This is a genomic window from Clostridium muellerianum (genome assembly GCF_012926525.1).
Taxonomy (GTDB): Bacteria; Bacillota; Clostridia; order Clostridiales; family Clostridiaceae; genus Clostridium_AM; species Clostridium_AM muellerianum.
Window position 1 is genome coordinate 156,196 of the sequence record NZ_JABBNI010000066.1, and the last position, 19,081, is coordinate 175,276.

At 27.9% G+C, this 19,081-nt stretch carries 17 protein-coding genes and 1 riboswitch; of the genes, 12 read left to right on the plus strand and 5 right to left on the minus strand.

Annotation, left to right across the window (positions count from 1 at the left end; genetic code table 11):
- Positions 1-70: 70 nt before the first annotated feature.
- The 12 genes from lexA (at position 71) to dut (ending at position 13,868) form a co-directional block, all read left to right on the plus strand.
- A complete protein-coding gene (lexA, locus tag HBE96_RS24365; protein WP_169300311.1) occupies positions 71-1,537 on the plus strand; it encodes a transcriptional repressor LexA in 1,467 nt (488 codons plus the stop codon).
- Positions 1,538-1,583: 46 nt separating this feature from the next.
- Positions 1,584-1,883: an ATP-dependent Clp protease adaptor ClpS gene (locus HBE96_RS24370; RefSeq protein WP_169300312.1), complete on the plus strand. Its 300-nt coding sequence runs from the start codon at positions 1,584-1,586 to the stop codon at positions 1,881-1,883.
- A 2-nt stretch (positions 1,884-1,885) separates the two neighbouring features.
- A complete protein-coding gene (clpA, locus tag HBE96_RS24375; RefSeq protein ID WP_169300313.1) occupies positions 1,886-4,105 on the plus strand; it encodes an ATP-dependent Clp protease ATP-binding subunit ClpA in 2,220 nt (739 codons plus the stop codon).
- A 118-nt stretch (positions 4,106-4,223) separates the two neighbouring features.
- Entirely contained in the window at positions 4,224-4,913 is a 690-nt protein-coding gene (locus HBE96_RS24380; RefSeq protein ID WP_169300314.1) for a Crp/Fnr family transcriptional regulator, read from the plus strand.
- A gap of 172 nt (positions 4,914-5,085) precedes the next feature.
- Positions 5,086-6,087 carry an anaerobic sulfite reductase subunit AsrA gene (gene asrA / locus HBE96_RS24385; protein WP_169300315.1) on the plus strand — a complete coding sequence of 334 codons (1,002 nt, stop codon included), beginning with the start codon at positions 5,086-5,088 and terminating at the stop codon, positions 6,085-6,087.
- Positions 6,088-6,879, plus strand: a complete 792-nt coding sequence (asrB, locus tag HBE96_RS24390) for an anaerobic sulfite reductase subunit AsrB (protein ID WP_169300316.1) — start codon at positions 6,088-6,090, stop codon at positions 6,877-6,879. It abuts the gene before it with no gap.
- 15 nt (positions 6,880-6,894) lie between these two features.
- The gene (gene asrC, locus HBE96_RS24395; RefSeq protein ID WP_169300317.1) at positions 6,895-7,842 is read left to right on the plus strand and encodes a sulfite reductase subunit C; all 948 of its coding nucleotides are present in this window, start codon (positions 6,895-6,897) and stop codon (positions 7,840-7,842) included.
- Positions 7,843-8,222: 380 nt separating this feature from the next.
- The gene (gene fliD / locus HBE96_RS24400) at positions 8,223-9,464 is read left to right on the plus strand and encodes a flagellar filament capping protein FliD (RefSeq protein WP_169300318.1); all 1,242 of its coding nucleotides are present in this window, start codon (positions 8,223-8,225) and stop codon (positions 9,462-9,464) included.
- Positions 9,465-9,747: 283 nt separating this feature from the next.
- Positions 9,748-10,206 (plus strand): translation initiation factor IF-3, encoded by a 459-nt coding sequence (gene infC, locus HBE96_RS24405; protein WP_425350799.1) that lies wholly within the window; start codon positions 9,748-9,750, stop codon positions 10,204-10,206.
- 276 nt (positions 10,207-10,482) lie between these two features.
- Positions 10,483-10,660: riboswitch (Lysine riboswitch) on the plus strand.
- A gap of 120 nt (positions 10,661-10,780) precedes the next feature.
- Entirely contained in the window at positions 10,781-12,229 is a 1,449-nt protein-coding gene (locus HBE96_RS24410) for an amino acid permease (RefSeq protein ID WP_169300319.1), read from the plus strand.
- Positions 12,230-12,434: 205 nt separating this feature from the next.
- A complete protein-coding gene (locus tag HBE96_RS24415; protein WP_169300320.1) occupies positions 12,435-13,307 on the plus strand; it encodes a radical SAM/SPASM domain-containing protein in 873 nt (290 codons plus the stop codon).
- 114 nt (positions 13,308-13,421) lie between these two features.
- A complete protein-coding gene (gene dut / locus HBE96_RS24420) occupies positions 13,422-13,868 on the plus strand; it encodes a dUTP diphosphatase (protein ID WP_169300321.1) in 447 nt (148 codons plus the stop codon).
- Between the two features lie 224 nt (positions 13,869-14,092).
- Here the strand turns inward: dut and HBE96_RS24425 are convergent, their stop codons facing one another.
- The 5 genes from HBE96_RS24425 to HBE96_RS24445 all read right to left on the minus strand — a co-directional run bounded on the left by HBE96_RS24425 (position 14,093) and on the right by HBE96_RS24445 (position 19,000).
- Positions 14,093-15,172, minus strand: a complete 1,080-nt coding sequence (locus tag HBE96_RS24425) for a protease complex subunit PrcB family protein (protein WP_243187056.1) — start codon at positions 15,170-15,172, stop codon at positions 14,093-14,095.
- A 197-nt stretch (positions 15,173-15,369) separates the two neighbouring features.
- Positions 15,370-16,305 (minus strand): DUF4367 domain-containing protein, encoded by a 936-nt coding sequence (locus HBE96_RS24430; protein ID WP_169300322.1) that lies wholly within the window; start codon positions 16,303-16,305, stop codon positions 15,370-15,372.
- Positions 16,295-16,816: a sigma-70 family RNA polymerase sigma factor gene (locus tag HBE96_RS24435; RefSeq protein ID WP_169300323.1), complete on the minus strand. Its 522-nt coding sequence runs from the start codon at positions 16,814-16,816 to the stop codon at positions 16,295-16,297. The genes HBE96_RS24430 and HBE96_RS24435 overlap by 11 nt, the downstream gene beginning before the upstream one ends.
- Positions 16,817-17,260: 444 nt before the next feature.
- Positions 17,261-17,863: a hypothetical protein gene (locus HBE96_RS24440; RefSeq protein ID WP_243187057.1), complete on the minus strand. Its 603-nt coding sequence runs from the start codon at positions 17,861-17,863 to the stop codon at positions 17,261-17,263.
- Between the two features lie 366 nt (positions 17,864-18,229).
- Positions 18,230-19,000 (minus strand): CpsB/CapC family capsule biosynthesis tyrosine phosphatase, encoded by a 771-nt coding sequence (locus tag HBE96_RS24445; protein ID WP_169300324.1) that lies wholly within the window; start codon positions 18,998-19,000, stop codon positions 18,230-18,232.
- Positions 19,001-19,081: the final 81 nt, after the last annotated feature.

Below are 19,081 nucleotides of genomic sequence, written 5' to 3' on the forward strand. Positions count from 1 at the left end.
ATAACATAGTAGCATAATTTAAGTTATAATATACTTAAATTAAAGGTTATTCCTATAAGGGGGTGTAGTTATGAAATTAAATGCAGCACAAATAAAATTGATTGAAAATAAATCATTGGGATACAATTTATTAAAGGGAGTAACAGGTTCAGGAAAAACTACTACAGCAGTATACAGAAGTGTTTATTTAGAAAATTACTACTGTTTATATGATAAAGATAGAATTTTAATGATTACTGGTGATAGCGACCAAACTGGCTATATTAAAAAAATGTATATTAAAGCAAAAGAAAATACCAAATTTAATTATATAACATTATTTTCAAATTCAGAAGATAAATTAAGCATACATAATATAGAAGATATTGTATATAAATATTTTTGTTGTGATAAAAAACATATTAATTATAATTTATTAAAAAATGAAGAAGAAAAGCAAGCTATAGTGACTGAGTGTATAGCACAGATTAAAAAGTCATGTGAAAGCATTAGAATATTAAATAGTAAATATGTGGAGTTTATAATAGATGAAATAAGTTGGATTAAAAGCTGTAATTATAATACAATTGAGGAATATCAAACTGCTGATAGGGTAGGAAGAAGTACCTTTAAGGTAAAGGGGCCTAAAAGATTATTGAAGAATTCTAATATTAGAGATGCTATTTTTAAAACTATGGTTTTATATAATGAGAAATTAAAAGAAAAAAAACTAATTGATTTAGAAGATATGTCATTAATAGCATTAGAACAATGTAAAAAAGATAGAAATGATGAAAGGTATACCCATATTATAGTAGATGAAAGTCAAAATCTAACGAAAGTACAATTAGATTTAATAAGAAAATTAAATAGTAATGAGACTTATTCAAGTACTACTTATATAGTTAGTAAGGATAATTGCAAAAATTCAAACGGATGGTTAATTAAAACCCGTAAAATTAGCAGTTTGGGCTTACCGTCAAAAGTAAAGGGACATGTGCTCACTAAAAAATATGAAAGATATATGGAAAAGAAAAGCATTGATTATTCTATAGAGTCATTTAAATATTGTGACATAAAACATGGAAAAGATTACGAATTATCCAGGGATATAAATAATATTTCTGAAGTAATGGTAAAAGATGCAGATTCGCAATATAAATATAATGAAGAGGAATTGAAAAAGTTACCAATATATAATGATATAGCAGCAGGAGAACCAATACTTATGAATCCAGAAATCGAAGATATATTTTATGTGCCCACTTATTGGCTTAAGGGAATGAATAGTTGTTTTATATTAAAAGTTAGAGGAGATAGTATGATCGGTGCTAATATAAATAATGGAGATTATGTAATAATTAAAAAGCAGTATACAGCGCAGAATAAAGATATTGTAGCAGTTAACTTAGATGGAAATGCTACACTAAAAAGATTTATAAGTAAAAAAGATGGTATATATCTTATGCCTGAAAACAAAAAATATAAACCTATTATTATTAATGATGAAGGAGCAAGAATTATAGGAATAGCAGTAGGAATAATTAAGGAAAATTAGAGACTTAGGCATAGAATAAATAATTTTAACTGTGGAGTTGTTATAAATGAGTCAGAAAACTATCGAAAAACAAGATACGAAAATAAAAATAAGAAAACCTAAAATGTATAAAGTAATTATATATAATGATGATTATACTACTATGGAATTTGTGGTGAAAATTTTAATAGAAATTTTTAAAAAATCTGTAGTAGAATCTACAAAGATTATGTATGATGTACACAGGAGCGGCATAGGAATTGCAGGCATCTATTCTTATGATATAGCTGCTACTAAAATGGCACAAGCAATGGATGCATCGGAGGAAGGTGGATTTCCATTGAAATTTAGTATAGAAGAGGAGTAAAAATGAAAGTAGATACTATAGTGAATGAAATTATTACAGCTGCGTATAATGAAGCAAAATATTCGAAACATGAATATTTTACACCAGAACATATTTTATATGCTTCTTTATTTTTTGAAGAAGGAAAAAGTATAATAGAAAATTGTGGTGGTAATGTAGAATATATAAAAGAAGATTTAATCAAGTATTTTAAAGATAATATGGATTTAATAGAAAAAGGAGAGCCAATAGAAACTATTGGAGTAGGAAATATAGTAGCTGCAGCAGGGCAACATGTGTTATCCGCAGAAAAAGATGTGATAAATTTAGGGGATATATTTGTGGCTATGTATGATGAGGAAGAAAGTTTTTCTAGCTATTTTTTGAAAAAACAAGGAATACAAAGATTAGACATATTAAATTATATAAGTCACGGTGCTTCGGAATTTGATTTAGAAGAAATAGAAGAAGATATTTATGAAGAAAACAATGAAAAACAGTCAGAAAGACCACTAAATCAGTATACTATAGATCTTACAGAAAGAGCTAAAAATGGACAAATAGATCCACTTATTGGAAGAGAAGAAGTATTAGATAGAACTATACAGGTACTTTCAAGAAGACTTAAAAATAATCCAATTCATGTAGGTGAACCTGGAGTAGGTAAGACTGCAATTACAGAAGGTTTAGCGATAATGATTGCAGAAAATAAAGTTCCTAAGTTTCTTCAAGGAAGTAAAGTATATTCTTTAGATATGGGAACGCTTTTGGCAGGGACTAAGTATAGAGGTGATTTTGAAAATAGGATAAAAAATGTGCTTAAAAGTTTAGAAAAAGAAGAGAAGGCCATTGTTTATATAGATGAAATTCATACTATAATAGGTGCTGGAGCGGTTTCAGGAGGTTCTGTAGATGCTTCTAATATACTAAAACCCTTTTTAGCTAAAGGAAATATTAAATTTATAGGTTCTACTACTTATGATGAGTATAAGAAGGTTTTTGAAAAGGATAAGGCGCTTGCAAGAAGATTTCAAAAAATTGAGGTGAAGGAACCGTCTATAGAAGATGCCTTTAATATATTAGAAGGACTTAAAGAAAGCTATGAAAAGTTTCATAATGTAAAATATACAGAAGAATCCCTAAGAGCTGCAGTTGAGCTTTCAGCAAAATATATTACAGATAGGTATCTTCCAGATAAAGCAATTGATGTTATGGATGAAGTAGGAGCTTATGTAAAACTTCATTTAAAAGATGAGGAATCTTCTGAAATACATGCTAAAGATGTAGAAAAAATAGTTGCATCTATAGCTAAAATACCAGAAAAAACTGTATCAGTAGATGAAGCTACTATACTTAAAAACTTAGATAAAACAATAAAAAAAGAGATATTTGGACAGGAAAAAGCAGTAGATTCCATAGTAACGGCTATAAAAAAATCTCGTGCGGGATTTAATGATGAAAATAAAGCTGTATCTAATCTATTGTTTGTAGGACCTACAGGTGTAGGAAAAACAGAGATATGCAAGCAGGTATCAAAGGCATTAAATATTCCACTTATAAGGTTTGATATGAGTGAATATCAAGAAAAGCATACAGTAGCAAGGCTTATTGGAGCCCCTCCAGGATATGTAGGTTATGAAGAAGGAGGACTTCTTACAGATGCAGTAAGAAAAAATCCTTATTGTGTACTGCTATTAGATGAAATTGAAAAAGTTCATCCAGATGTTTTAAATGTACTTTTGCAGTTAATGGATTATGCAACACTTACGGACAGTACAGGTAAGAAAGTTGATTTTAGAAATGTAATACTTATAATGACTTCTAATGCGGGAGCTAGATCTATTGGAAAACCACTTATGGGATTTGGAGGAAGAACTGTAGGGAATGAAAGTATAGATAAAGAAATAGAGAGATTCTTTTCTCCAGAGTTTAGAAATAGATTAGATAGCATTATAGTATTTAATAAGATGAATGAAGATATGGCACTTTTAGTAGCTAAAAAGGCTATAAAAGAGTTCGAAGAAAAATTGAAAACTAAAAATATAAAAATACAGGTTACAGAAGAATGTTATAATTGGTTAGCAAGTAAAGGATTATCTTTAGAATATGGAGCAAGAGAAATAATAAGGATAATATCTCAGCAAATAAAACCTTACTTTGTTGATAAGGTGCTATTTGAAGATATGGATAATGAAAAGACTACAGTTATAGATGTTAAAGACAATAAGGTTTTTATTAGTTAAAAAATATGTTGATTAATTCTTAGCTAGAGTAGTTAGAAAATGAAAATTTTGTTTATAAACATAAAGTAATATTGAATTGTTATTTTTGATTATATTTTAAATTATAGGGGCTGAGCATATGATTAAAGTCACTGATGAAGATTTTAACAGGCTACCTTTATCTAAAGATATAAATAAGTCTACTTTAGAATTGTTAAAAATAAAATCATTTAAAATAAAGTTAAATAAGGGCGAAAAATTATTTTGTGAAAAAGATAAGGTAGATAAAATTTATATGATTTTAAGTGGTAAAGTAACCATGTACAGAATATCAGAAGATGGAAAAAAAAGGGTTATATACATTTTAAGTGATGGTGAGTTTATAAATGAGGTTATTTTTGATGATTTACCAGCATCCATAAGCTGCGAAGCTTTTGAAGATACCTACATTTTGTACTTTTTTAAAAATGATTTGTTGGAAATTATGTCAGATGATTTTGATCTGACATATATTATAATTAATTCTATGGCCAGAAAAATAAGAAGACTTTATAGACAGTTAAAAAATACAGTTCCAATAAAGATGGATAAAAAGCTTGCAGCAAAGCTTTGGAAATTATCTAAGGATTATGGAATTAAAACTGAAGAAGGTACAATTATAGATTTGAATATAAGCATAACTTATTTAGCTGATATGCTTGGAAGTACTAGAGAAACTATTTCACGTTGTGTAAATAACTTTGAGAAAAAAGGAATGATAAAATTTCATAACAAAAAAATATTGATTACTGACCCTAACGCACTATCTATATACTTTAGAGGAATTTAATTACTAAAAAACCAAGTTTGTAAAAAGTAATACAAACTTGGTTTTTTATTTTTTGTAACTGTGATTTATATCACATTAATTTTTTTAAGTTTATGATATGTTAAATACATAACAATACATGTAAAAGAATTATGAATGAATAGCAAGGTTTTAAGGAGGGGAAATTTAATAAATGGCATTTACAATGAATAATAAAGATTTTAATAAAGTTTTAGACCAGTTACAGAAAGAATATAAAGTATACGCGCCAGTAAATTTAAAAGGTAAAGGAACGTTTTCAGACACAGATACAGTTAGATACGGACAAGTTAATATTGTTGAAGAAATAGAATTTAATAAAAAGTCTAATTTTTCACCAAAAGAAGTTATACTTCCAATTACTCAAACATTATTTTATTTTACAGAAAATTCTGTAAAAGAACCCAAGGTAGAGGATAAGAAGATATTAATATTTTTAAGAAGTTGTGATATTCATGCTGTAAAAAGGATAGATGAGATTTATTTAAGAAATGGTTTTCAAGATAGTTATTATAAAACATTAAGAGATAAAGTTAAATTTGTACTTATGGAGTGTGAGCATAGTTTTGAAAATTGTTTTTGTGTAAGTATGAATAGCAACAAAACAGAAGAATATAGCTTATTTGTAAAGTATAAAGATGATAGGGTTTTTGTAGAGTGCAAAGATGCAGAGTTTAAGGGTTATTTTAATTATATGGAACAGTGTAATGTAGAACCTAAATTTGTAGAGTCTAATGATGTAGAAGTAAAAATCCCAGAAAATATAGATCAGAGTATATTTAAAAATGAAATGTGGAAAGAGTATTCAGAAAGATGTATAGCTTGTGGAAGATGTAATGTTGTCTGTGGAACCTGCACATGTTTCACTATGCAGGACATTTTTTATAAGGACAATAGAAACGTAGGAGAAAGAAGAAGAGTGTGGGCTTCCTGTCAAGTAGATGGATTTACAGATGTAGCTGGAGGTGGCAGCTTTAGAAAAGAAAAAGGAGAAAGGATGAGATTTAAGGTTATGCATAAAGTTTATGACTTTAAAAAGAGATTTGGATATCATATGTGTGTTGGCTGCGGAAGATGTGATGATGCATGTCCAGAATATATATCTTTTTCAAGTTGTTTGAATAAATTAAATAATGCAGTAGAAGAGGTGAAATAAATGGAAAATGTATATTTACCAAAGCCTAGTAAGATATTGAAGATTACTAAGCATACAGATATTGATTATACTTTTAGGATGGAATATATAAGAGAAGTTAAACCAGGACAGTTTTTTGAAGTTTCTATACCTAAATATGGAGAAGCGCCTATATCTGTCTGTGAAATAGGAGATGGATATATAGGTTTAACTATAAGAAGAGTAGGTGTAGTTACAGATGTTATTCATACATTTTTTGAGGGAGATACTCTTTTTATGAGGGGGCCTTACGGAAATGGATTTGATTTAAATTTATATAAAAGAAAAGAGCTTATTATAACAGCAGGAGGAACTGGGTTAGCACCAGTTAAGGGAATTATAGATTATTTTTCAAAGAATAGATATGAAGTTAAAAACTTTAATGTTTTAATGGGATTTAAATCACCTAAAGATATATTATTTAGAGATGACATAGAAAGATGGAACAAAAATATTAATACTATATTAGCAGTTGATAAAGGTGATGAAAATTATAAAGGCAATGTAGGTTTAATTACAACTTATGTTAAAGATTTAGAGATTGAAAATTTAGAAGAAGTACAAGCTATTGTAGTTGGTCCTCCAATAATGATTAAATTTACTATAGCAGAATTTTTAAAGAGGGGAATAAAAGAGGAAAATATTTGGGTTTCCTATGAAAGAAAAATGTGCTGTGGTGTAGGAAAATGCGGACATTGTAAAATGGATGATACTTATATTTGTCTAGAAGGTCCAGTATTTAATTACGTTGAAGCTAAGCACTTAATAGATTAAAGAAGGAGGTCAATTATGGATATTAATACAAAGGCTCTTAAGAAAAATGCATTTAGAGTAACTAAGGAAAGAGGAAAAACTGCCATTAGAATAAGAGTTCCAGGTGGACATTTAGAAGCAAAGCATTTTTCCGTAATTCAAAAAGTTGCAGAAGAATATGGTAATGGAACAGTTCATATTACAATTAGACAGGGATTTGAAATACCTGGTATTAATATGAAAAATATTCCTGTGATCAATAAGATTATACAACCTGTTATTGAAGGATTAGAAATAAATCAAAAGGATATTAATAGTGGATATTCGGCATCAGGTACAAGAAATGTTTCTGCTTGTATAGGAAATAAAGTTTGTCCTTTTGCAAATTATGATACTAGTGTTTTTGCACAGAAAATAGAAAAAGCTATTTTTCCTAATGATCGTCATGTAAAAATAGCTTTGACAGGATGTCCTAATGATTGCATAAAGGCTAGAATGCAGGATTTTGGAATTATAGGAATGACAGAACCGCAATATGATAGTTATAGGTGCATAGGATGTAAATCTTGTGTTAAGAATTGTAAAAAAAGATGTGCGGATGCTTTAAGTTTTGAAAACTTTAAAGTTCTAAGAGATCATGCTAAATGTATAGGTTGTGGAGAATGTGTAGGAAAATGCCCAACAGGTGCATGGACAAGAAGCAGTGAAAAATATTACAAGTTAGTTATTATGGGTAGAACAGGCAAAAAGGGACCTAGACTTGCTCAAGATTTCATTAAATGGGTAGATGAAGAAAGTATTATAAAAATAATTTTAAATACTTATGACTATATAGAAGAATATATTGATAAAGATGCTCCTGGTGGAAAGGAACATATAGGATATATTGTTGACAGAACAGGTTTTCAAGAATTCAAAAAGTGGGCCTTAAAGGATGTAAATTTAAGTCCTAAAGCTGAAGTTAAAGAAAATATTAATTGGTGAGCTTAAGTAAAGTCTTATTTAGATATAGTTAATAAATGCAATAAACCGTGAGTACACTAAAAATAATTTAATTATCTAGTATATTTTGTATCATGTTGGACTAGTACAAGTATTTAGCAGAAAAATTATGATATAAATTTTAGTTATGCTTATACAAAATATACTAATATCTATAATTGCTATTTTTTCTTATATGATTTATATAGCTGTGTAAAATATGAAGTGAAAATTATAAGTATTCTATATACTAATTTAACTACATAACTTTGCTAGCTTAAAAAAATAAGAAAAAATCATGAAGTTATATAAATTATTCTTAAAATATGCGATAATATAAATAACAGCAAATTGGAAATATTATATTATGGAGGGGGATTATAATGATTAATGGATCAAATTGGAGTTATGAAAATATTCCTATGATAGACAGTACAAGTAGCATTAGAAAGCATAATACGTTAGATGATCTTTCTATGGCGTACAATATTACAAAACTTAATAATAATAATGATTATTACTATAATATTAAAAACTCTTCTAGTAAAATATATTCAGTATCTACAGTAAGAAATGATGCTTCAGAATTATTTACCAGAGGCAAAAATTTAGTGGATGAAAGTAAGAGTGGACTACTTCAATCCAAAACTGCTATTTCCAGTGATGATAAAAAAGTTTCAGCTTCAGCAAAAGAGGGAGCTTCGAATAAGACTTATAGTGTAGAAGTTAAAAATATTGCTAAGTATCAAAGTAATAGAAGTAGTGATGTTAATGCATATGATAAAACAACTTTTAATCAAGGAGATAATACTTTTACAATAAGTTATAATGGTAAGGCTATAGACATATCCTTTAAAGTAGATGCAGGTGATAATAATGAAAAAGCTTTAAACAATATGACAAGTGCTGTAAATAATTCTAATGCTGGAGTTAAAGCTTCAATAATAAAGGATTCTAAAACTAATTTAATGTATATGAGGATTGATTCAAATGAAACTGGAAAAAGTAACTCATTTCAAATTGTAGACAAGGTTGGCAATGCAGTATCCTCAGTTGGGGTTAATAACAAAATTCAAGAGGCTGCAGATGCAAATTGTAATATAAACGGGGTAAACTATATCTCTAAAACAAATAATATAAGTTTGGACAATGGAAAAGTTAATTTGAATCTTAAGGAAAGTACTGAAAGTTCAATTAAAATAGCTGTTAAAAATGATACTAATAAAATAAAAAGCGGTATTGAAAATTTTCTAAACAGTTACAACAAGTTTTCTAGTGATATACAAAATAATGATTTAGATTCTAATATATTAAAATCATCATCAAGTGCAATAAAAAGAAATGAATATAGATTAAAAAATATAGGAATAACTATTAATGAAGATAATAGCTTAACTATAGATAAGAAAAAATTTAATGATGCAATTGAAAATGATGATGAAAGAGTAAAAAATGTATTTTCAGGATATACAGGAATTGGTAATAAAATAACTAATGCTGCAAGAGCAGTTGAAATTAATCCGAATATTGTTGTACAAGTTAATCAAAATATTGGTTATAATAATAATTACGCTGTTATGCAAAGTACGCTGCAGCAGGGGAGTTTTCTTAATTTAATGAGATAAGAATAAGGTGATTCTTAGATTCAGGTGAAGTTTAATTGTGACACTGGTCAAATTGATTACCATTAGGTATGCTCGTTAAATGCCATTTAGGCACTTAACCACTTTACATTTGGGTCTTAGAAGAACTTATCTATAAGCATAGCATTCGTTTCGTTATATCCCTCTTAAAATGGGAGTGTTACGGGTGGTAGCTATCGTATAAAAAACTACTAGGTAAAAATTATGGAGGTGTTGTATTATTAATAAAAATTTTAATTTAAATGAAGGCATTAGGGAAAATGAAATTAGATTGGCAGACAAAGAGGAAAGCATAATTATTAAAACTAACGAAGCTCTAAATCGTGCAAGAGAAGAAGGGTTAGATTTAGTAATGATTTCTCCAAAAGCTAAGCCACCGGTATGTAGGATAATGGATTATAATAAGTTTCTTTATGAACAATCTAAGAAAGAAAAAGAAGCAAGAAAAAATCAAAAAGTTGTTGATATTAAAGAAATAAGATTAAGACCTAATATCGAAGAACATGATATAGAAATTAAAGCTAATAATGCTAAAAAGTTTTTATCTAATGATAACAAAGTTAAAGTATCTATTAGATTTAGAGGAAGAGAAAACAATTATACACATGCAGGAAATAAGGTATTTGATATATTTATTTCTAAAATAGGTGATATAGCAGTAATTGAAAAGGCACCTAAATTAGAAGGAAATAATATGATTATGATATTAACTCCTAAAAGATAAAGTGTTTTACAAATGGTTGCTTTTTACTACCATTTGGTTATAAATACAAATTTAGTTATATTTATTAGTAAGTTAATTTAACTTGTTAATAAATATATATACAATTTGTGTATTAATTATTTATAAATTTTTTACAAGTATTAGGCTTGAATTCGATGAAAAGCCGAGTTATCTTCTTTGAAAACTTGTATATTAGTTAAATTTATGAATTTAAAGGTATATATGTGTGTTTACTAAGTGTAAACTTGAGTGTATAATAATTAATTATAGGTGAATAACTAAGATAGAGGTGCGGGATTTAAAAGTAAGATTGTTGAGGTAAGCGCTATGATACATTCTGAAAGGAAATTTTGCCGAAACCTATAACAAATGCTTTAATGTTATAGGTTGGACTTGGTATAGAATATATACAAGACTGTCACAAAGTTTAATTTTGTGGAGAGCTATCATTCATTGAGATTAATATGTATTTTATGGTTAGGTGCATATTTTAATGTCCTGAGTGCTTTCTCAGGGCATTTTTTATCTTGGTTAATTCACTTATCGGAAAAGATTACCGATAAGGAGGATAAAAATGGGACAGATTGATCAGGCAAAAACTCAAAACTCAGGTGAATTAAAAAGAAGTTTAAAAGCAAGGCATCTTAACATGATTGCAATGGGAGGTGCTATTGGAACAGGAATATTTTTAGCTCTTGGAGCAACAATTAAACAAGCAGGTCCAGGTGGAGCTTTAGTTGCATATGGTTGTATAGGAGTTATGGTATATTTTTTAATGACTAGTTTAGGGGAAATGGCAACTTACATGCCAGATTCAGGTTCTTTTAGTGTTTATTCATCAAAGTTTGTGGATCCAGCATTTGGTTTTGCTATGGGGTGGAACTATTGGTATAATTGGGCTATTACTGTTGCCGCAGAAATGGTTGCAGGAGCGTTAATTATGAAATTTTGGTTTCCACAGGTTCCGTCTGTTATATGGAGTGTTCTGTTTCTTGCATTAATAGTTGGACTTAATCTTTTATCAGCAAGAGCATATGGAGAATCAGAGTTTTGGTTTGCAAGCATTAAAGTATTTACTGTTATTGTATTTTTAATAGTAGGTATTGCAACTATACTTGGAATATTTAATGGACATTATATTGGTCTTAAGAATTTTTCAGTTGGTGAAGCACCTTTTGTAGGTGGTGCTAAATCAATTTTTATGGTGTTTTTAATTGCAGGATTTTCATTTCAAGGAACAGAGCTTGTTGGTGTAGCTGCTGGCGAAAGCGAAGAACCTGAGAAAACTATCCCTAAGGCAATAAATACAATATTTTGGAGAATTTTATTATTTTATATTGGAACAATATTTGTTGTAGGAGCATTAATTCCTTATATGGATGCTGGAGTTAATACAAGTCCATTTACATTAGTATTCCAAAGAGCAGGCATTGCAGCAGCAGCATCATTAATGAATGCAGTTATTTTAACTTCAGTACTATCTGCTGGAAATTCAGGAATGTATGCATCAAGCAGAATGTTATATGCTATGGCTAAGGATGGGAAAGCTCCTGCATTTCTTGGAAAAGTTAATTCAAGAGGAGTTCCTATAAATTCATTAATATTAACTACAATAATAGCATCGCTTTGTTTCTTGACAGGACTTTATGCAGAAACTACAGTTTATGTATGGCTTGTAGCTGCATCAGGACTTGCTGGTTTTGTTGCTTGGCTAGGTATAGCTTTATGTCATTATCGCTTCCGTAGAGCTTATGTTGCTCAAGGACATGATTTAAAAAAATTAAAATATACAGCTAAATTATTCCCATTGGGACCAATAATAGCATTAGTGTTATGTATAGTAGTTATTTTAGGTCAAGGATTAACTTATTTTGAGTCAGGTAATATAGACTGGAGTGGAGTTATTTCATCATATATAGGATTGCCATTATTTTTGGTATTATGGTTTGGATATAAAAAGAAACATAATACAAAGGTTATTAAATTAATGGATGTTGATTTAGAAGTTCATCATGAAAAATAAGTATAGAGATTAGTATTTCAAATAAGTTTCGTTTATAATAATTAAACAGAGTACTATTTAAAATACACGCTAAATTTATGAATTAGCGTGTATTTTTTATAAGAATATATATTATTGAATTTTTTTTGTTTTACATGTATCATATTTTAGTATACATATGAAATAACTATTAAATAAAATATGCGCAGAGATGGAGTTTAAACTAATGAAAAAATTTAAAAAGTTTTATATTGAAATTACAAATGTATGTAACCTTTCTTGTGATTTCTGTCCTCAAACCAAACGTTCGCCTGAATTTATGAAAGTAGAAACTTTTAGTGAAATATTGGATCAAATAAAAATGCATACTGATTATATATACTTTCATGTAAAAGGAGAACCTTTTTTACATCCTGAGATAGATAGTTTTTTAGATTTGAGTTATGAAAAAGGTTTTAAGGTAAATATAACTACTAATGGAACTCTTATAAATAAGGTTAAGGAAAAAATACTAAAGAAACCTTTTATAAGACAAATTAACTTTTCACTCCATAGTTTTGATGGAAATGAAACAATTAATGGTAAGGATGAATATATTAATAACATTATTTCATTTGTTAAAGAAGCTGTTCAGAGTACAGAAATGTTAATATCACTTAGATTATGGAATCTAGAAAAAGATGATAGCAGCAAGATAGAAAAAAATAGATATATTCTTCAAATGATAGAAAAGGCGTTTAATTTGCCATACAAAATTGAAGAGAAAATTATTCCGGGTAAAGGAATTAAAGTTTGTGATAGAGTATACTTAAATCAAGAGTATAAATTTCAATGGCCTGATCTAAATGAAAAAGAAGATAATAGCAGCAGCTTTTGTCATGGACTAAGAAATCAAGTTGGAATATTAGTAGATGGAACTGTAATACCATGTTGTCTTGATGGTGAAGGGATAATTAATTTAGGAAATATACATCAAGTTAATTTCTCTAAAATAGTAGAGAGTGATAGGGCTAATAATCTTTTTAATGGATTTTCAAGTAGAAAAGTAGTTGAAGAGTTGTGTAGAAAATGTGGATATAAAAAAAGGTTTAATATTTAAGTTGTGTTTAGAAAAACATATATTGTTTGATATTTTTAGTAAGATAGCTATTAATTAAAATCTATGAGTTTAAAAATGTATATAAATTAAGTACTATTAAAAGGAGATACTATGATGAAAGAAAGTACAATACAATTAAAAATTACAAAAATTAACGAAACAGCAAAGCTTCCACAGTATGCCCATGATGGCGATGCAGGTATGGATTTATTTTCTATAGAAGAAGTTATTATACCTCCATCAGAAACTGCACTTATTCATACAGGTATAAAAATAGAACTCCCAAGAAATACAGAAGCACAGGTTAGACCAAGAAGTGGACTAGCACTTAAACATTCTATAACAGTTTTAAACACACCAGGCACTATAGATGAAGGATATAGGGGAGAAATTGGTATAATACTTATCAATCATGGCAAGTTACCATTTAAGGTTGAAAAGAACATGAAAATAGCTCAAATGGTAGTTAAGCCTGTACTTAAAGTTAATATAATAAAAGTGCAGCAATTATCTGAAACTGAACGATCTGAAGGTGGATTTGGATCAACAGGAGTAAAATAAAGTGATTATTATACTTAAGGGAAGTTTACTTATAAGGAATACTCCTTATTTGAGTCTTAGAACAACTTATCTATAGAGGCATATCAGCGATAAATTCTACTTAAAAATTGGTGGGAGCGTTACAGGTAATATCGTTTGATAATCTCAATGGTTTTGGTACAAGCTACCATATTTAAATTAATAAGAAAAAAAGTAGTACTTATAAATAATATAAGTACTATTTTTTATTGAACAGATACTTGAAATTGCATTCTAAAACCCTGATTGGAAACTTTAATATTAGAAGTTACATCAGTTGCTATAAATAAATAGTAAGTTTCTCCTGCGGTATAAGGTTTCAGTGGAGTAACTCTTATAGATTTTTTATCATCTGTTAAAGAAGCTTGAGTAGGAATTATAGTTCCATTGCTGTCAACTACATATATATTTGAATTGTTTATGTTTTCCTTCATAAGTTCATTATCATAGGATAATGTCCACTGCATATTTTTATCTGAGTTTTTAAAATAACCTAAGTCTTTCCAATTTTTATCGGTAAAGGATGATTTATCAACAGGTAACATTATTTCAGTCAAAGGGAAAGAAGAATTATTTTTATATTTCTGAGGGGTTCCTAGTGCGTATTTTATAGTAACATTACTGTCTAATTTTAAATCTTTAATTTTATTCTTTCCATCATCATTGTCATTAAGATAGAAGAATTGTGATACCCCATTAGAATTTTCAATTTGCAAAAATATAAAATTATTTTCTTTATAGATGTTTTTTAAATTTCCAGAAGCCCATGATATTCCAATTATAGGCGGCAAACTTCTTTCTATATCATAATAGCTGTAATTTTTACCATTAGAATTTTTTACAGCTATGTCACATGAAGGAATATCTGTTTCGATTATAGTATAAGGATAAGTTACAACTTGTGATAGTACAGAATTCTTATCAGGATTAGTTTCTTCAACGAGTACATTTATTTTTCCATCAGAATTCGATACACTTTTTACAGTAATTCCATAACCAGTAGTAGTTTTTTCGCCTCTCATAATAGCTATATATGATTTATTAGAAGTAGGATCGCTATAAGAAACAAAGCCCTCATTATTTTTATAGAGTTCTACTTTTTTTAGTAACTCATTAGGAGCTTGACTTTCAGATACAGCATTGAAATTAGAACTATTATAAGTTATAGAAGTAGGATTTGATGCAAAACAACTTGAAGCTAAAACCTGAGCTTTGGCTTTAATTGGTGTGCATACTAACCCTATTGAGAAAGTAATGCACATGGATATTAAAAATTTTTTTCTCATAAATGAGACCTCCCTGAACGTATTGCTTTAGTTAATTAAATATGAAATTATGTCTTAAAAATCTTAAATTGTGAAGCGTTATTTTAATAGGGCATAATTTAATACCCTACTAAAATAATAAAATATATAGAACTTCCTCCGTATATTAAATTAGACGTATCTACAGTCAAAAATGTTTCAAGAATTTTTATGTTTTTTTAATTAATAGATTTAGCTATATTTATTAATACATCTTCTGGCAAAGTGCTTGATAAATCATATTGAATATTATTCATGATCCAGGTTATTTGTGTAGTAGTTATAGACTTACTATCTTTAGAATAATTGATGTAAGCTTTATTATTTTTAATAGGTACAACTTTAGCACCCTCTACATTAGATAAATTTTTACTTTCATATATTTGAAAGTATGAGGAACCTGAGCTGTAATTTAATTTAATGCACTTCAATTTTGTATCCGGAATGGATATATCGGTAAGGTTAAATCCTTCTGGAACATAAGATGGAGTTATAATGCTGCTTTCAAAATACTTTTCAGCAGTTGACATATCCAAGTTTTTGTGTAACGCAGCTAAACCACGAAATCCATTAGAGGATTCTTTATTGTTTTCACCTTCAACTAAAGAATTTTGGGCTAAATTTTTGTTTGAAGAAACATCAGTTGAATTTTTAAAAGATTCACTTATACTACTATCTGTTTTCGAAGTATTAGAAGCTATATTATTAGTGCTATTACTATTTTTTGATGATGCAATATTTGCTTTACCAGTTGATGATGTTTCGGATTTATCATTTTTATCATTTGAAGAATTACTTGTTGGTTTAGCTAAGTTCTTGCTATCATCTGTTTTTAAGGCTTCTTTAACTTTATCATTGTTTGCAGGATTTTTATATTTTTGCTCATCGCTATTTATATAATTATGGGCAGTAATTAAATTGTTGAAAAAGTAATTATATGTAAATCCAATTATTAAAAAAGCTGCAGAAGCCGCTGTGGCGATTATGGGTTTTATTCTGCTCTTCTTTTGAGTTTTGCATTTTTCTAAGGTCAATTTTTTTAATTCATCATTAGCATAAATATCTTTCAGGATCAAATTTGAGGTTTCTTTAAAATTATCCATATTATCCTTCATATTCAATCTTCCCATCTATATTAATTTTTAACATTTTTCTAGCTCGAAAAAGTCTACTTCGGATTGTTGCTTCTGGTATCTTTAGAATTTTACTTATATCTGCAGTAGATAGTTCCTCATAATAATAAAGTAGTATAGGTTCTTTATATTTACGAGGTAAATTCATAACTTCGCTTAATAATTTTTCATATTGGATTGAGTTAATAACTTTATCATCTACGTCTATGTCTACATAACGATTTGTTAATGAAAAATTATTGCTATCATCCAACGTAAACACCTTTTTAAACCAAGCATTTCTTAATATATCCTTACAAGCATTTATAGTAATACTCATAATCCAAGTTTTCTCGCTGCTTTTTTTTTCGAATTTAGAAAAGTTTTTATAAATCTTTATAAATACTTCTTGAAAAACATCCTCTGCTAAATATTTATCTTTAAGATACATGTAAGCAATCCTTAGTACATCATCTCCATAACTATTCATTAACCTTTCTAGTTCCTTGTCCATGTTTTAATAATATCTTTTTTCAAGATATTTCCCTCCCATCACAAATACCAAATGTACTAAAGCGTAACAGCCTAATTAATTCATGAACCTACAATTTTAAAATTACTAAGTATCAAGTGATTTTTAGACTCATATGAGGCTTACTTATGAGGAATACCTTTCTACATTTGAGTCGTAGAAGAACTTATCCAGGGGCGTATCAGCCGTTATGCACAGCATAAAAATTCTAAATCGCAGAAGTCAAATAGTTCTAATATTCCAAACCTATAGTGGGAATATTACGAATGGTAGCCATTGGATAAAAAATTTATATTATATATTATCATATCATATTTTTCATTGTTTAGTGTAGTTTTTAAATAAAAAAGTATAAATGTAAATACGACAATAAAAACAATTTATTGATATAATGCAAAAAATTAAATATATATAAAATTATTATTACTATAACATTCCATAATCAAGTAAGAGTAAATTTCTATTTTCGTCATATCCAAAAGTACTTAATTTGCAGTATTCATTTTGTAATTCTACTGAATCTGTTACCCAAAGTTTTTTGAATTTTTCAAGAGTATAAAAAAAGGTATCTTCATTTCTAAATCTAAGCCCCTTTTTTAGATAACTATAGATGGTTTCATTGGAGTTGCTATTTGTACATAAAGCTGTTAGGCGTTTGTGTACTGTTATATATATATACCTACTTTCATATATAGCATATACAGGACAGAGAATATCTTTAAAAACTTTAAGCCGTTCATCATTTGAGTGAAATATATTAAATTCATTAAGACATTGGTCTGCGCCTAATGGTAGTCTTGAGCAGGTAGCATCTGACGAGGTTTTTATTATGAAATTATCTACAAGGTATACACATCTTACGGATCTGGAGATTAAATTTTCTTTAGTTAAACGCTTTAATAATTTATTACTGAATGATTTATTTTGACCTATTTTCATATTATAAGTATTTAAGAATGCCTCAGCCTTCCCATCATTGTATATAAAAGTTTCTTTACCTTTATTTTTCTTACCAAATATGTATTCCAAAAAAACTAACCTCCTAAGTTAAATAAATTTATACAGATTTTACAAATGTTTAATTGGTATTTTAAAATAAAAAGTCTTATCTGTGATAATTAGTAAATAGTAAAATCCATGTAACAAGCAATTTTAAATAATTAAAAATTTTATAGCATATCAAGTAATTATGTGGTAACAATGGGATAAAAATATTCTAGGTTTTATTATTATATCATTACAACTTATGTATAAAAAGACCAAAAAAGCTTAGAAATAAATTCTAAACTTCATAAGTTAGAAGATTATTTATTATAAAAACTAACTTGAATTTTTATAATAAATAATCTTACAATATTAAGATAAAATATATCATAAATGTTTAATATAAATACCCTAGATACCATAATGACTTGTTATACTGTTATTAAGTTTTAGTGCTCTAGAAATAGAAAAATCATATTTTAGAATTTTAATAGATTTGTGTTTACACAACATATTTGCTATCTTAAGTTTTTCTATATTATAACTGTCAAGACAATGAGTATCGGAACCAACTGATATTTTTATGTCATTCTTTTTTAAATGTTTAAATAATCTTTTAGTCTTCCAAGAATCTATGGAACTTACTATTTCATCAAAATATTCATATCCTTCATTTACATTAAGTTCCCAAAATAAATTATTTCGTTTTAATTTATTTATTAAAAAGTTTAATCCATAGTTTTTATAAAAGTGAAGTAAATCAGTGTGTGCAAGACCAATACTACATTTTAAGTTTTTAGTGTATTGTTCTATTTCGTTTAGTTTTATGCTTTTTTTAAAACAATCTATATATTCTAAAAGTACATAATCTAATTTATTAAAGTGATCATAGGGTAAGTTATTTAAATCACATAAATCTTTATGCATACATATTTCGATTCCTGAGTATACTTGAATCTTATCTCTGTATTTATATTTTAATCTTTCTAAGTCTTTTATATAATTATTTAAATTTTGAATAGACACGGAAGCACATTTATCAGTTTGAAAATGATCTGATATACCTACTGCGGTTAATTTGTGTTCTATAGCGTTTTCTATTATTTTTTCTGGAGAATGTGTTCCATCTGACCAAATTGTATGATTGTGTAAATCCATAAAGTCTATATAATTTAAATCCACATCAAAGGCCCCTTTTCAATTTAAAATATTTTCTAAATATTTTAAATGTAAGATATTTTCAGTAATAAACTGCTATACATA

Bases quoted from the DNA above. Each gene is read 5' to 3' on its own strand.
- HBE96_RS24425 (WP_243187056.1), bottom strand. From the start codon at position 15,172: ATGAGAAAAAAATTTTTAATATCCATGTGCATTACTTTCTCAATAGGG.
- HBE96_RS24415 (WP_169300320.1), top strand. From the start codon at position 12,435: ATGAAAAAATTTAAAAAGTTTTATATTGAAATTACAAATGTATGTAAC.
- dut (WP_169300321.1), top strand. From the start codon at position 13,422: ATGAAAGAAAGTACAATACAATTAAAAATTACAAAAATTAACGAAACA.
- fliD (WP_169300318.1), top strand. From the start codon at position 8,223: ATGATTAATGGATCAAATTGGAGTTATGAAAATATTCCTATGATAGAC.
- clpA (WP_169300313.1), top strand. From the start codon at position 1,886: ATGAAAGTAGATACTATAGTGAATGAAATTATTACAGCTGCGTATAAT.
- asrA (WP_169300315.1), top strand. From the start codon at position 5,086: ATGGCATTTACAATGAATAATAAAGATTTTAATAAAGTTTTAGACCAG.
- asrC (WP_169300317.1), top strand. From the start codon at position 6,895: ATGGATATTAATACAAAGGCTCTTAAGAAAAATGCATTTAGAGTAACT.
- HBE96_RS24430 (WP_169300322.1), bottom strand. From the start codon at position 16,305: ATGAAGGATAATATGGATAATTTTAAAGAAACCTCAAATTTGATCCTG.
- lexA (WP_169300311.1), top strand. From the start codon at position 71: ATGAAATTAAATGCAGCACAAATAAAATTGATTGAAAATAAATCATTG.
- HBE96_RS24410 (WP_169300319.1), top strand. From the start codon at position 10,781: ATGGGACAGATTGATCAGGCAAAAACTCAAAACTCAGGTGAATTAAAA.
- HBE96_RS24380 (WP_169300314.1), top strand. From the start codon at position 4,224: ATGATTAAAGTCACTGATGAAGATTTTAACAGGCTACCTTTATCTAAA.
- asrB (WP_169300316.1), top strand. From the start codon at position 6,088: ATGGAAAATGTATATTTACCAAAGCCTAGTAAGATATTGAAGATTACT.
- HBE96_RS24370 (WP_169300312.1), top strand. From the start codon at position 1,584: ATGAGTCAGAAAACTATCGAAAAACAAGATACGAAAATAAAAATAAGA.
- HBE96_RS24435 (WP_169300323.1), bottom strand. From the start codon at position 16,816: ATGGACAAGGAACTAGAAAGGTTAATGAATAGTTATGGAGATGATGTA.